Source organism: Haloarcula sp. H-GB5 (assembly GCF_054850705.1).
In genome coordinates this window covers 1360668-1375527 of record NZ_JBTWBG010000002.1, presented here as the reverse complement: position 1 = coordinate 1375527, position 14860 = coordinate 1360668, and the positions used below count along the sequence as shown (strand labels likewise).

Genomic DNA, 14860 nt, shown 5'->3' with positions numbered 1-14860 from the left:
AATTATCCGGATTCAGTCAATGTTCGAGCGACTCCGCGAACTCGATGTCCTCCGGGCGACACGTCGGGTGCTCGCCGTCGAGACGGATCTGCCAGCCGTGCAGCGCCGACGGGTCCGACAGTGCGTTCGTTACCGTCGTTCGCACATCTAGCAGGTCGACGCCGTAGTAGTCGTTGGGGACGCCACGGAAGTACTGCAGCGACGTGCGAAACAGCGACCGCATCCCGTCGTCGTCTTCGAAGTCGAAGTGTTTGTACGCGCCAGCGGCGACCTGCACCATGCCGTGGAGGAACTTGCTTTCCGTGTTCCCGCGGCCGTAGTTGTACCATTCGTCCTCGAAGCAGTCGTGTGACTCGTGGAACTCTCCGGAGTTGTACAGACGGACGCCGTGGACGACGGCTCGCCTGAGCGTCTCGTGTTCCCATTGACCGTCGGTTCGCCAGCCCGATGGGTTCCCCTCGGGGGCCTCGACGGTCGGGTCGCGCGTGTGGTCGTCCATGCCTATGCTATTGGTTCGCCGGTGGGTCAAACCACCGGTTCGATCGGCCCCAGTGGGCATCAAAGGTTACCACTGACCACGCAACAGTGCGACCAGTGTGTAAACGCTTTCAATTAATGATACAGTGTCCCACTGGCTCTGAGTCGCTTCCGTACGACATTTATACCGTACCGCCATGTGTACCGAATGCAATACGCGTGCGAGGGTAGCCAAGCCAGGAAACGGCGGCGGACTCAAGATCCGCTCCCGTAGGGGTCCAAGGGTTCAAATCCCTTCCCTCGCATCGCATAGGGGCCGCATAGCGCGGCGCTGAAGGATGCACGCGGAAGGGTTTGAACGAGAGGAGGCGGGGCGGTTGCCCGTCTCCGCGTAGTTCAAATCCCTTCCCTCGCACTGTTGGACCGACACGGTCCCTCGCAAACAGTGAGCGGCCTTCGTTACGGTCGCGAGTACGCCATCGACCCCGATGGTATCTCGCTGCGAAGACGACGGCCGACCGGTGCCGGAAGACTCGCACGGAGCGATCTTCCCTCGCAATTCTCCGAACCGATGTGCCAGAGACGCGTCTCAGCGATACCGTTCACTATGCTCTGTCCAGACTGGATTCCGAGGAATGTCCGCCACGTCACAATCGACCGAAAACAGGTCGATGTCATGCTTCCGAGTATTCGTTGGGACCGGGTGGAATCGCGGCGCACACATTTAGCCACCCCTCGGTAACTAGCCTGTGACGCCTGCCCGATGAGCCGACTCTCTAATAAATTGTACCAGATCAGTTCAATAAGTACAACTCTAACCACAGGCTACAGTTACTGAGATACTATATAGACTCTTTTACCATCGGTTAATTACCATCTTATCTGTAGCTATTTGTCACAAACTCATAACTACAGAAAAACAGTCAATTTCACTCCAGTTCATAGTATATGTCGGTATAGAGGGCTTGTGAAGGCCCCAAAATAGTACCGCTGCACAAGAAATATATCACAGGCTTCAGTAATGTTTCTGTAATGGTAAAAACACCAATAATAAAAACGACTGTCATCTTCGTCATGGCGGTCGCGTTGGTACTCGCTGGTCCGTTATCAGTGACGACCACTGCTGGGGCAACCCCAGTTGCTGAGAGCCAGTCGATCTCGGTGACCGAAAACGTCGACGTGTGGGAGCGGTCCCCGCTCACGCTTCGAACGACGTCAGAAGGGCCGACCACGATAGTGGCACCGCGGACGTTCATCAACGTCGAATCAGCTGCGACTGGCGACTTACCGCTCAACAAGCGGACGGTGACGATCCATGAGCGCAACGAGTCGATAAACATGTCTTTCGAACCAAGGATCGGCGCTGGAACGAGAGCACTCGCCGGCGACGAGGCGCAACTGCTGGCTGTCAAGTTGGATGAAGCACCGACTACGGCAGGGGTAAACGCCAGCAACATTTCCGGCGCTTTCCTCGAAGATGTCTTCGCAAATAACTCGGACACCACGTCATCGGAGCTACTCGATGACGCGGAAGGCGTCGACACGATAGACGAGGATGGCGAACTGCAGGCGTCCTACACCCCCGAATCGGGCGGCGCATACGGCTTCGTTCTGGTGACTGTCGACGAGGGTGATGACGGGCTATCGGTGTCGGACGGCAACGTCTCCGTCAATGGGAACGTGACCGTCGTCGGCGTCGAACAGGCCGTGGTGCAGGACAACGCCTCGAACGTCGAGCGGACCCAGAACCCGGTCAACCCCGGTGACAACGTCACGCTGGCTGTCGACACTGAGATGGAAGACGAAAACGCTACCCACGCGGTCCTGCTGGTCCGACAGGGCGAACTCCAGCGGCAGTCGAGTACGGTGACTGTATCGGGCGAACTGAACGAGAGTTTCTCCGCTGACCAGGTCTCCGTCGAGAATTCCTTCGATGCTGTCAGCGGTGTCGGAACAGTCGGGAGCAACACTATACTGGGGAGTTTCAACCTCTCCGAGAACCAGTTGATACCTTCGATCGGGTTACCGGGGCTGTTCGGCACGGTGGTTTCCGAAGCCGAATCGGACGCTGACGGAGACGTTATCCATGCCTCTACAACGATTGTCAGCGGTGACGCTGACGCCAACGTGACGGTCCAGACCCTGGATTCCTGGCCAAACGGTGCGTATCAGTACGTCCACGTCGCAGTCGGTAACGAAACAGGGAGTATCAACTCGGATACCGGCACGGTGGCAGTGAGTCCGGGCGGCGGCCCTGATAACGGTGGTAGCCCGGGCAACGGTGGCGGTCCTCCGGACAACGGTGGCGGACAGAATGATACTGGAGACGACGAAGAGGACGCGGAATAACTGATTGGGGCGGCCTTCACTGGTTGAGGCCACCGAACACAGCACCTCTTTGTGCGCCGACGTGTGCGGATTCTACTCAATGACGCGGCAAATATTGGATAACTGATGTTAAACCCGGGCCCACTGTCGAGTCCTTACTATCAAAAACACGTCAATTCGGACCGTTTTCACAAATACGAATAGGGTAACTTACCGGGACACGATCCATGATTTGCGCTGTAAAATTCCCAGACAGTGTCTACGTGTTTTGTAACCTTGATATGATACTGTGTACCGTCGAATGTCACTGCATAAGAATTATACCATACCCCTCCGAAAAAATTCAGTAATGGATAAAACAACAAAAGGAAAACGAACTGTAATTTGTGCGATTACAGTGCTGCTGGTGTTAGCCGCGCCCTTGTCGGTAACGTCGGCAGCGGCAACGCCAGTCGATGAAGAGCAAACGAGAGCAGTGACGGAAAACGTGGACGTCTGGGAACGGTCGCTGCTCCCGCTTCGGACGTCCTCAACCGGCCCAACGACGATAGCAGCCCCGGAGACGTATATCAACATCGAGTCCGCCCAGACCGGTGACGTCCCCCTCAACAGAGAAGAGTACACGATTCACGAAACGGGCGAATCAGTGGATCTGACGTTCGAATCAACGACCGGTGCTGGAACGACGGGACTTGCCGGCGATGAGGCGCAACTGCTCGCTGTCAGACTTTCTGAAGACCCATCTGCGTCCGGGTTTAGCGAAGGAAGTATCAGAACCGATTTGGTTGATATCTTTACGAACGATTCCAACGCCAACTCGGTCGAACTGCTAGATGACGCGGAAGGGGTCGGTTCGATAGACAATAACGGGGTGCTCGAAACGTCGTATACACCTGACTCGGGTGGTGCCTACGGCTTTATCCTGGTCACTGTCGATGACGGACAGGGCCTGTCCGTTTCGGACAACAATGTTACGGCCGATGGGAACGTGACTGTCGTCGGCGTCGAACAGACGCTGGTTCAGGAAAGCGCGTCTACGGTCGATGCCCCCTCCGACAATATCACCGCTGGCGATAACGTCTCGCTCGATATCGAGACCGAACTGGACGACGATTCTGTCACGCACGCCGTGCTGGTACTCGACGAGGACGAACTCCAACAGCGGACGAGCACCGTCCGTGTGACCGGCGAAATCGGTGAGAACTTCTCGGAAGACCAGGTCACGGTGGAGAACTCTTTCGACGGTGTCAACGGCGTCTCGTCAACCGATGATGACGCCACTTTCACCGATGTGGACACGACGACGGCAGGAGCGATGCCGTCGGCGGGATTGGTCGGTTTGTTCGGATTCGTTCTCTCCGAAGCATCACCGGATTCGACCGGTGATGACGTGATGCATGCCTCTGCGACGACGGTATCTGATGCCCCCGATACGACCGTCGATGTCGAAACGCTCGACTCCTGGCCAAACGGGACGTACACGTACGTGCACATCGCCATTGGCGAAGACTCAGACGAGATCAACTCCGCCACCGGAACGGTCACACTGTCACAGTCGAACGAGACGGATTCGGGCGACGATGATGACAGTGACAGCGATGACGATGACGATAGCGACGACAACGACTCCGATAACGACTCTGACGACGACAACGACTCCGATAACGACTCCGACGACGACAACGACTCCGATAACGAGAGCACTGAAGAAGACACGACGGACGAAGCGACGACTGACACTGAAACCGACGACGGTACCGAGACTGAAGTCGGAACGGAACCGACGGAAACAGTTACGACCGCAGGAGGTGGGGCACAGCAACCCGATGAGACAGCCACAACTGGAACGGTCGAAACCACGGAATCGAGTGGTCCCGGTTTCACCGTCCTCGTCGCGGTGCTAGCACTGCTAGGTGCCGGGTTCCTGGCACGACGGGACTAACGAACTCGACAGGTTACGCAGCGGCTTCGGTTATTCTCTGACGCGATTTCTTTCCCCGCTGTATACCAATCCGAACTCTACGTTTCCCGGATAACTGAACTATCATGTCACTAGCGGTTACAGACACAATGTTGCTGAAAGGGATAATTTTATGAAATTTTACATATAACATGACTGTGTAAGGTACATACAATGGGGGACTACGCAAAGCCATCTCGTGCGGCGAAAATCAAGTGCATCAAGTGTAACTCACCGGTTGTGCTCACCGTTGACGAAGAGTACATCTGTGTCGACTGCGGCGAAACGCCGATCGAATCCGCGGCCCCAGTCTGAACAGTCGTTTTCGTTTTAGCCGTCTCTCTCCAGTGTTGGGAACAGCAGCCACGATCTCTGACGGATAGCCCGAAACCCGCCGCTTGAGACCCACTGCTTCAGTGGCAACGACTGCCGGCCGTGAACGTATTACCGTTGTGGTATTTCGGCTGGGACCTGCTCGTATCTCTGGTACACCGTCACGAGACTGTAGCTGACGGCCAGTCCGAAGACGATCAGGGGGACGGCAAGCGAGAGTAGACTGTCGGGCGAATGCGCCGCAAACGACGGCGTTCCATCGGGGTTTGCTGACAACAGCGGCCAGAACAGGTTCGGAAAGAAGTAGTAGTCAGTTCCGAGCCGCACAATCGGATAGAAGTCGCCGGCGATGTGCGAGAGGTAGCCGGCAGAAAACACCACTGCGTACCGCCCGTAGCTACGGCGGGCAGCCAGCAGTACAACGACGGTGAGGACGGGGAGCGAGATGACCAGCGAGTGGGCTAGCATACGCCCACTCGGAAGAATAGCGAACGTCCACGCGAGCGGCTTGTCGATTACGTCCGGGAGTTGCGTCGCAACAAGCAGGAGCAGTACCATCGGCCCGGACGGGAGGTGACGCCACCGAACCACCGTATATATCGTCAGCGGAACGGCTGCGAGGAGGAAGTGGCCTGTGGGGTACACCGTGAATCGAATGATCCGAGAAAACAAAAGCTGTTCGCCGGATTCGGTGTTCAGAGAGTAGGCAGTGGGCCAGCCCCGTTTATTTGGGCTAGCTCTGCCCTCTACGGGAACGTGGATTAACCGGTTACGTTCACCCAGAGATGGACTTCCCGGTACGCGGTCGATTGGTCCACAGTTTCAGGTGGTGAACCGCGGTACAGCAGGTACTGGAGCCGAAGCCTGTCGCCAGTCATTCTGGGTGTCACCTCGTGCTGACGGTGCCAAGTCTCGTTGTGTCCCAGCGTCGGCTGGAAACGCCGCAGTTCCGATCGTTCCCGAACCCGGGTCTCGTTGCCGACGCGTTCGACGCGTTGTAACTCGGCGATAACGGTGTACTCCGTCCGTTCGTGTTCTTGATTCCCGATACCGACGATCAACGAGCGACCGTCGCCCTGTTGAAACTCCGTCGGATAGCCGTCAGCGACGAGTTCGCCGTCCTCGTCTTCGGTCAGCAGGTAGAACTCGCTGAACCGCTCGCCGTCCTTTGGTACTGTGACCGCGTAGCCAACGCTGGCGGCCGCAAGCAGGATACTCAGGACCAATAGCACGTTCAGGGCAGCGTCCGTCCGTGAGGCCGGCGAGAACAACTCCGCACGTCCGGCACTGAGCCACGCACGGTACGGGACGCGAAACCGTTCATCGGCGGGCAACGCCCAGCGTCGAACAGCCGCGACAGCGGTCAACACGACCGTCAACCCGCTAAGTGACACGAGAATCGGAAGCAGGCGGATGCCCCACGGCGTGAAGTTCAACACCAGTCCGACCAGCGGAACGAGGGCGATACTGAGTCCGAACGAGAGTGCAGTCCGTTCGATCCCGTCAATCCCGTCAGCCTCATGATTCGCGACAGTTTCATCGTCAGCATTCGGTCCGCTCCCGGCCTCCGGAAACAGCGCTGCAATGAACGCATAGCCGGGAATGAAGAGGACAAACACGAGTCCGACGATGATACGGACCGGCGTGTCGGAGACGACCGGCAGGAGGGCAGCCAGATTCGTCAGAATCACCACGCCGATGACTCCTGCCAGATCGGCCGGGAGGTGGCGGAGTTGGCGCGGCAAGAGGAGTTTCCACGCCCTGGTTTCAGCCATTAGCAGTGAGTCATGTCGGCGCGGTAAAAAAATAGCTGATTACGTCGCTTTCTGTCACAGTATATGACTGCGACTGGTTCCGGTGAGGCAACCGAACGGATTTTATCAAACCAGCAGAATAACTCGGTGTGTTCCGGAGCCAGTCGTGGGTCGTGCTGGTCACCCTGACAGTAGTAGGGCTCACAGTGGGCGCTGGTGGGGTGGCAGCGATGGGAACTGATGACGGGGGTCCGGCTCTGAACCGGCAGGTGGAGACGCCGACGGACGATAACGAGACGCAACAAGAAAACCCGGATTCGGTATCGGACGGCGAGTACAGTGACGAAACGGCCGCTTGGTTAGCCCGGACGATGGGAGGGCAGCTGGAAAACAGTAGTATTGCGCTGTCGAACGACCAGTACGACCAGGCTCGGTCGGTCCTCGGCGACGACTACGACAAGCGCCTAGAGCAGTACGTCGAGGTTGCCGGAGACACGTCCTCGGATACGGACGATACTGCTGCGAGAGAGTTTGAGGCCGCGCGCGAGAACCAGCGGAATCTCACGAACGAGGTCCAGCGGTATCGGCAACAGTACGCGGCGTATCAGACAGCACGCGAGCGGGGTAACGAACGCGAGGCTCGTGTTACTGCGCGTGCGATGGAGCGAACGGCAGCGAACATCAGCGACAGGACCAAAGAACTGAACCGGAATCTCGACCGGATCGAGAACGCGACGTCTGTCGACCTCTCTTCTGGACAGACTGAGATCAACGAGACGACAGCGAACATCACGGCGACGCAGGCAGTTATCCGTGAAGAGACGCTCGTCGGAACGACACTCACGGTTCAGGCGATCGATTCGACTGCATCGTTTAGCGACCCCGGAACGGTCTCCGGGCAGATACAGACTGAGAACGGCTCGGTCGTCGCGGACGAGGCGGTCGAACTCAGGATCGAGAACCGGACTCGGACTGTACAGACTGATTCGAGCGGCGCGTTCGAAACGCAGTACCGGCCACGCTCGGCCAGGCTCGGGTCACAATCCGTGCGGGTCGAGTACGTCCCGGATGCCGACTCGGTGTACCTGTCCGACAACGCCACGTTCGCGATTGACGTACAACAGGTGACCCCGGACGTGACGAACGAAATCGCACCGGAGACGGTGGGGTACGGCGACCGACTCAACGCCACAGCGTCCGTGACAGTCGGGTTGAGAGGTGTCGACGAGGTACCAGTCGAGTTCGCCATTGGTGATACCGTCGTCGCACGAACGACGACCGGACCGAACGGCACCGCCACAGAAACGATCCGACTCCCGGCATCGATAAACGACGGTGACCGCCAAGTTGTCGCCTGGATTCCGTATGAGAACCGAGCGATAGCGGGCGCACAGTCGGAAACCCCTGTTGTCGTCGTCGAAACCGGAACGACCCTCTCAGTGAATGCATCGCGAACAGCTGAGGGGGTCCTCGTTCGGGGGCAACTCCAGACCAGTGCTGGGGACCCTGTCGCGGGTCGCCCGGTACGGCTGCAGGTCGGTGCTGGTGGAACCCAACTCGTCGAGACGGACCGGGACGGGTCCTTTCAGACTGTCCTTGAGGATCTGCAGAACAACGAGTCAGTTACGGTTACCGCCACGTACGACGAACCGAGCTCAAACCTCGGTAACGCGACCGCAACGACAACGCTGGTAGCTGGGTCCGGTGGCGGCAACCCACCGGTCGGCCCTGACGAGAACCCAGCAACTGGCTTCGTAAACGGGATTATCGGATACAGTTGGCTGCCCATCTTCGGTGGCGGGGCAGTGCTTGCAGTTATCGTCGCGGCCTGGTTCGTCGTATCGCGGGGCCGCCGGTCCCGGACTACGGACTCGGCTGTCCCAGCTGGGGAAACTGCGGCATCGATGACCGGGCCAGACCAGACGGGGACGCAACCGGACGCGACGACTCCGACGTTCGAGGACCGCGCCGAGACGTCTCTGGCTAGCGAAAATTACGACGCCGCAGCGATGGTAGCGTACACCGCAGTCCACGACGAGCTAGCGGTGGAAAACGGCATTGACGAGGGGGCGACACACTGGGAACTCCTCCAGCGGAGCCAGGAGCACGGCGTTCCCGAGGAACGGATGACGGATATCGAAACGGTCGTCGAAGCCTTCGAGACGGCAGCGTTCGCACCGACATCGGTTGATCCGGCACGCGCGGAAGCGGCCGTCGAACGTGCCCGCAAAATCAAGTCGAACGGGGACTCGTGACCGGCTGGTCGCTCCTTATAATATAAAATTTCTTACATATAAGCTGGGCCCAGCCGCTTCTGTCCACCGGGTCGAACGAGTTTCTGGAGGGGGCTAGCGGTAGCTGTCTCCGGATGACTGGCTGTAACGGCGGCCGGGTCGCCCGTCGAAATGCGGTAACTATCTTACACCCACCCGCTGTAGGACCCGCCAATGAGTGACGGCCGGAAGGGGCGAGTGCTGCTCATCGTAGCTGTGCTGGCCGTGGCAGTCGCGGCCCGACTGACGACGCTCCACTGGACGCCGCTGCCCTCGACGCTAGACGGATTCGGCTACGTCGCCCTGGCTAGGGACACGCTTCGGACCGGAACGTTTCCCCTCGCGCGGTTCCGCGCGGACAACATCGTGTTTACCGCTGTTCTGACAGTCGTCGGCGCAATCACCGGTGAGCGGCCGCTGTACATCGCCCAGCCGGTCGTCGGGGTGACCGGTGCGGCGTCCTGTCTGACGGCGATGGCGCTGGTCAAACGCCTCGCACAGTCGAGTCGCTGGCGTCACTCGCGGACGACGCTGGCGATGGGCGTGGTCGGAATGGGGCTCGCGGTGGAGGGAATCTATCTCCGGCGGACTGGACAGACGGACGAGGAGGCGCTGGCGTTTCTCTTGCTTCCGCTGTTTGCGATTGCCGTCCATCGGTTGCTCACGACGGAGCGATACCGGCGTCGATGGGGCGCAGTTGTGGTCGTCCTGTTCGCTGCCTTCCCGCTCCTACATACGTTCAGCTCGCTCATCGCTGGACTGGTACTGACGGGGGTGCTAGCCGCCCATCTCGCCAGGATTCCGTCGCGCCGTGACGCCGTTACTGCGCTCGCCGTCGTCGCGGGCTTCTGGGTGTACATGTGGGGGTACTACCGGATCGCGGAGCAGTCCCAGTTGGTGGTTCCCTACGTCGACCGCATCAGCGCGTATCCGGGACTGTTCCTGGCCTGGCTCGTCGTGCTGGTGGCGACGCTGGTCTGGTTTCAGCGGACGAGCGCTCGTCTGCAGCGGGTGACCATCGGCGGCGCGGTCGGCCTCTGGTTCCTGACGCTCGGCGCGAACGCGTTGCAGACCGTCTTCCCCGGGACACAGACCACGCCAGCGGGGCTTCTGGTGCTCGTCGCGGCCTTCGCCGTCCCGGTGGTGTTTGCGGTCGTCGGACTCCCACGTGCGAGCCGCGACCGTCGACGGATCGGTCCAGTCGTGCTGGCGCTGCTGCTGGCACCGATTGTCATCGTGTACTTCTCGTTGACCGCCTCGCTGACGCCGGAGTACTACGGGACGGCGCTCCGTGGGCAGACGTTCGTTCATCTACCCGTGTTCGTACTTGCTGGCCTCGGCGTCGTGTCCGTCGCCTATCGGCGGTCGCCGACGCCGGACGGCGGACTCGGAACGCCAAGGACGCACAGCCACCGACTCGCAACAGTCCTGACAGTCGTCGTCGTAGTGGCCGCGGTTGCAACGATGCCGATCGCGTTCGTCAACCTCGATACGCTAGCGTTCCCGACCGGGGCGACCGAATCGCAGTTCGCGGCCGCGACGTTCACCGCGGACCACGTCGACGAGCAGTGGGCGTCTGACCACCCGTTCAGCCGTATCGTCGATTTGTACTATCCGGGTGCGTCCAACGGCACGTACCAGCCGACCGCCCGATGGCTCGGTGGTGGTGCGGAACCCAACTGCCCGACGCTCTCGCGGTCGTCGTGGGGAACCACCGGAGCACACCTATTCCCGGCAGGAAGCGAGAGGACCACGCCCGCGGCGCTGGAGGAGTGGCGCTACGAGAACGACGTGGTCTATGACACGCGCGGTCTTGATTCGGTGTACCTCGTTCGGCCCGGCGGGAATCGGACGAGTTGCTGACGAGGTGCTGAGCGGACCCGGTTCGATAGTCCCCACCTTCATGGCTCCCGGGTATGTAACCGTGGCATACAATACGGGGCCGGCAGAAAGGCCGACAATGACTGACCCCGTCCTCGTCGGCTCGGAGCTGTGTGTCACACGACGGGGCACCAAGATTCTCGACGGCGTCTCACTCACGGTCGGGTCCGACGCGGCGATGCTCGTTCAGGGCCCTAGTGGGGCCGGCAAATCGACGCTGTTCAACGTCCTTGGACTGCTAGAACCACCGTCTAGCGGTCGGCTGGAGGTTGACGGCCGGGACGCGAGTACCTTGTCCGAACGCCAGCGTGCGAGCCTGCGGCGAACGACGCTCGGGTTCGTCTTTCAGGATTTCCAGCTCATCGGCGACCTGACGGCCCGCGAGAACGCGTCGCTCCCGCAGGAGCACGCGGGCGACCGCGACCCGGGCTGGCTGGACACGCTGTTCGAACGGCTGGGCATCGCCGGGCTCGAACACCAGTACCCAGCGACGCTGAGTGGGGGTGAGAAACAGCGCGTCGCCATCGCACGGGCGCTCGCGAACCGCCCCGAAATCGTCCTCGCCGACGAACCGACCGGGCAGCTAGACCCGGACACTGCCGAGTCGGTGCTGAACCTCCTGTTCAGCATGAAGGAGTCGACGGAAACCGCCCTCGTCGTCATCAGCCACGACCCGCAACTGGCACAGCGGTTCGACGAACGGCTGTTCATCCGCGGCGGCACGCTCGTCTCCGATGCCGCCTCGACGCCAGACGCAAGCCCGTCCACGGAGACGAACTAACGAACCGATGGGATACAGAAACGCCCTCCTGTTTCGCTGGTCCAGACGGGACCGGCTCACCGTCGTCGTCGTCGCCGTGACGGCCGCGTTTCTCATCGGCACAGTCCTGCTGTTGTTCACTGCGGTCACGTACTCGGAAACGTTCGCCGAACCCCTTGCGAACTCCGGGACGGTCACCTATCACGACGCGGAGAACGGCCTACCAGAAACCGGTGAAGATGTCACCGTGCTCCCGACAGCGACGGCGACCACAGACGGGACCGACGTTCGTCTCGTCGGTATTCCACCCGATACTCCCAGGGTGCTCATCGAGGGGTCGGCTCAGTGGCAGGAGGGGCGATTACCGACGATTCCGGACGGCGTTGATGGCCGGGGGCCGGTCTCCCAGCAGCGGACGCGAACGGTCAGCGGGTCGAACGGCACCGTCTCGCTCACCGTCGTACCACAGGAGCGGGGAACGACGTTCCTCTCGAATCAGTGGTATGCGACGAACGCCTCGACCGCTCAACGGGTCGGCGTCACCGGCTATTTCGTCATCGACCACAGCCCGAGCGGAACCGGGCTGGGGAGTCTGCCCAGCGAGGGAGCACCGCTGGTCAGCGCGCTCCTGTACGTCCTCGGCGGACTGGAGCAGGTGCTCTGGGCGCTTGGCATCGCCGCGGCCGCCGGCGGATTGCTGGTCCTCATCGTCGTCTACAACGTCACGCGGATGAGCGTCCGCGACCGCCTCGACGCGATACGGGTCATCCGCTCGACCGGCGCGTCGGGGTGGCGCGTGGGACTCCTGTTTACGCTCCGCGCTGGCCTCCTCGTGACCACTGGCGTCGTTCTGGGCTACGCCATCGGACTCATCTTGATCAAGGCGCTGGTCAACGTCGCCATTTATGTCGGCCTCCCGATCGCGCTCGATGTCACCGTCACCGGCCAGAGCGCCACCGTCGTCGGTGCCGTCGCCGGTGTCTTCGTCTTGATGGGGCTGGTCGCCGGCGCGCTCGCGGCCTATCCGGCGGCGACTCGCCCGCCGGCATCCCTCGGAAACCGTCATACTCTGTCTGGCCAGTCCGGACAGTCGACGCTCGCGAGAGTCCGAAGCTGGGTCTCCCCGACGTTCCTGTCGTGGCGCTCGGTCGTCCCGACGGCGGCGACACTGACCGTCTTCGGCATCACGTTCCTGCTCGTCGTCTCACTGGCTGGCCTCGCGTCTCCACTCGGCGGCGGGGCGGGTGGCTCCGGGACCATCACCGAAGCCGGCGCGCCCCACCCGCTGAACAGCCGCCTCGACGCTGAGTACGCCGCAGCCCTGCGGGCCGACGGGACACCGGCTAGCCCGGAGATAATCTACGCTCAAGTTTCGGACGGGCAGCCGTACATGGCTCACGGGGCGGAGTACGACGCGTTCGCGAACGTCACCGGGGCCACGCTGGTCGAAGGCAAGCGGCCACAGCGACACGACGAGGCCGTCATCGGGAGCGACCTCGCGCGGACGCTCGATGTCGAGATCGGTGACGAACTGACCGTCAGCGGGAGCGTCAAGCCCGGGTTCCGCCGGGTCACCGTCGTCGGGCGGTACGACGCCCCAAGAACACTCGATGACCTGCTCATTCTCCCGCTTGACTCCGCGGCCGACCTGGCGACCGGGCAAGGACAGGTCCATATGATCCGCGTGAAAGGGTCGGTATCAGGGATTGACGATGCCGACGGTGTCACGGCCAACCGGTCGGGCGCTGTCGTGACGGGGCTATCGGGTCCGAGGCGCGTCACGAAAGGTGACACAGTCAACCTCACCGTCGCCGTCCGAAACGTCGGCAACGAGCGTGCAGACCGGGAAGTCACCGTCCGGTATCGCGGCGACCAGCGGACGACGACGGTGGCTGTCCCGCCGGGACAGGAGCGGACTGGCACTGTCTCATTTCCCGCGTCAGAGCTTGGGACCACAAACGCAACCGCCGGGGAGTACACTCATTCAGTGACTGTCGTCTCGCCGAACGCAATCGAGATTCCGAGCCAGTTGCCGTCACAGGCCCCGCCCGGGTCGGGGCTCTCCGTCCCCGTCGTCACGAAAACTGGCGAGCGAGTTTCGAACGCCACCGTCACGGTGAACGGGCCGTCGCTCAGAACCGGATCGAGCGGTGTCGCCGTCGTTCCTCTGCCACGCGAGCCCGGGAACTACACGATAACAGCTCGTTCGGGTGACCAGACGGCGACACACGCCATCCAGATCGTTCGGGGTACAGAGCGGGAACTGTACGGGGAGTTGTCGATCTCGCCGTCTTCGGGGTCGGTCCTGACGACGCCAACCCTCAGGATCGGACTCGCAAACCCCTGGCAAGAACCTATTACCCGCGACGTGCGCGTCGTCGGTCCCGGTGTCTCCCGGAACCGGACCGTCTATATGCCGCCGGGGAACGTCACGCAAACGCGGTTCTCTCCGGATGGCGGACGAGGCCAGCCCGGAACGTACACCTATCGAGTGACAGCCAACGGGACCACCCTCACCACGGCGGACTACGAGGTGACCGGTGATCGCCGGCTGGCATCTGCGGTGGCAAGCAGCGGGTCGTACGCGTCCGGAACGCCGATCGAGCGCTCCGTCGAGGGTGTGTTCGGAAACGTCCAGTTGATTCTGGGCGTCCTTGTCGTCCTCTCGGCGCTGAGTACTGTCGGCAGTACCACGGCGACGTTCGCACAGGGAGTCCACGCGCGTCGGCAGGCTATCGGTATCCACCGCTCGACCGGTGCGACGCAGTGGCGGGTTTTACGGACGATCCTGGCCGACATCGCTCGTATCGCGATTCCGGCGACTGGGCTTGCGCTCGGCCTGTCGGTCGCCGCGTTACAGCTGCTGGAGCGGGCTGGCTGGCTGGTCTTCTTCGGCTTCCGGCTCTCCGCGCGGACGCCGCCGGCGATCCTCGCAGCGATATTCCTTGGCGGCGTCTCGCTCGCCTTATTCGGTGCCCTCGTCGCAACGGTTCCCTATCTGACGGCCTCGCCGGTTTCGTTGCTCCCGAGTGGTGACCGAACGCGGACGCCCGATGCCGAGTCGGTCGACGAGAGACAGCCTAGCGACGACTGA

The 14860-nt window shown here is 61.3% G+C and carries 10 protein-coding genes and 1 tRNA gene; 8 read left to right on the top strand and 3 right to left on the bottom strand.

The window, feature by feature from the left end; translation table 11 throughout:
- Positions 1 to 16: 16 nt before the first annotated feature.
- The gene (locus ACYJ11_RS15015) at positions 17 to 499 is read right to left on the bottom strand and encodes a DUF309 domain-containing protein (RefSeq protein ID WP_461648344.1); all 483 of its coding nucleotides are present in this window, start codon (positions 497 to 499) and stop codon (positions 17 to 19) included.
- A 199-nt stretch (positions 500 to 698) separates the two neighbouring features.
- On the opposite strand from ACYJ11_RS15015, the gene ACYJ11_RS15010 reads away from it, so the two are divergent.
- From ACYJ11_RS15010 to ACYJ11_RS14995, 4 genes are all read left to right on the top strand, one after another.
- A tRNA-Leu gene (locus ACYJ11_RS15010) sits at positions 699 to 782 on the top strand.
- A gap of 769 nt (positions 783 to 1551) precedes the next feature.
- A complete protein-coding gene (locus ACYJ11_RS15005; protein WP_461648452.1) occupies positions 1552 to 2826 on the top strand; it encodes a PGF-CTERM sorting domain-containing protein in 1275 nt (424 codons plus the stop codon).
- Between the two features lie 328 nt (positions 2827 to 3154).
- Positions 3155 to 4747 (top strand): PGF-CTERM sorting domain-containing protein, encoded by a 1593-nt coding sequence (locus tag ACYJ11_RS15000; RefSeq protein ID WP_461648343.1) that lies wholly within the window; start codon positions 3155 to 3157, stop codon positions 4745 to 4747.
- 192 nt (positions 4748 to 4939) lie between these two features.
- The gene (locus ACYJ11_RS14995; protein WP_005534211.1) at positions 4940 to 5080 is read left to right on the top strand and encodes a hypothetical protein; all 141 of its coding nucleotides are present in this window, start codon (positions 4940 to 4942) and stop codon (positions 5078 to 5080) included.
- Between the two features lie 129 nt (positions 5081 to 5209).
- On the opposite strand, the gene ACYJ11_RS14990 is transcribed toward ACYJ11_RS14995, so the two are convergent.
- Entirely contained in the window at positions 5210 to 5743 is a 534-nt protein-coding gene (locus ACYJ11_RS14990; RefSeq protein ID WP_461648342.1) for a metal-dependent hydrolase, read from the bottom strand.
- A 116-nt stretch (positions 5744 to 5859) separates the two neighbouring features.
- Complete coding sequence (locus ACYJ11_RS14985; protein ID WP_461648341.1) at positions 5860 to 6873, bottom strand: DUF1616 domain-containing protein; 1014 nt, start codon at positions 6871 to 6873, stop codon at positions 5860 to 5862.
- 209 nt (positions 6874 to 7082) lie between these two features.
- Between ACYJ11_RS14985 and ACYJ11_RS14980 the strand changes: the two genes are divergently transcribed.
- From ACYJ11_RS14980 to ACYJ11_RS14965, 4 genes are all read left to right on the top strand, one after another.
- Positions 7083 to 9107, top strand: coding sequence for a hypothetical protein (locus ACYJ11_RS14980; RefSeq protein WP_461648451.1), 2025 nt, complete (start codon positions 7083 to 7085; stop codon positions 9105 to 9107).
- A 192-nt stretch (positions 9108 to 9299) separates the two neighbouring features.
- Positions 9300 to 10988 carry a sodium:phosphate symporter gene (locus ACYJ11_RS14975; protein ID WP_461648340.1) on the top strand — a complete coding sequence of 563 codons (1689 nt, stop codon included), beginning with the start codon at positions 9300 to 9302 and terminating at the stop codon, positions 10986 to 10988.
- A gap of 97 nt (positions 10989 to 11085) precedes the next feature.
- Positions 11086 to 11787: an ABC transporter ATP-binding protein gene (locus tag ACYJ11_RS14970; protein ID WP_461648339.1), complete on the top strand. Its 702-nt coding sequence runs from the start codon at positions 11086 to 11088 to the stop codon at positions 11785 to 11787.
- A gap of 7 nt (positions 11788 to 11794) precedes the next feature.
- Positions 11795 to 14860 (top strand): ABC transporter permease, encoded by a 3066-nt coding sequence (locus ACYJ11_RS14965; protein WP_461648338.1) that lies wholly within the window; start codon positions 11795 to 11797, stop codon positions 14858 to 14860.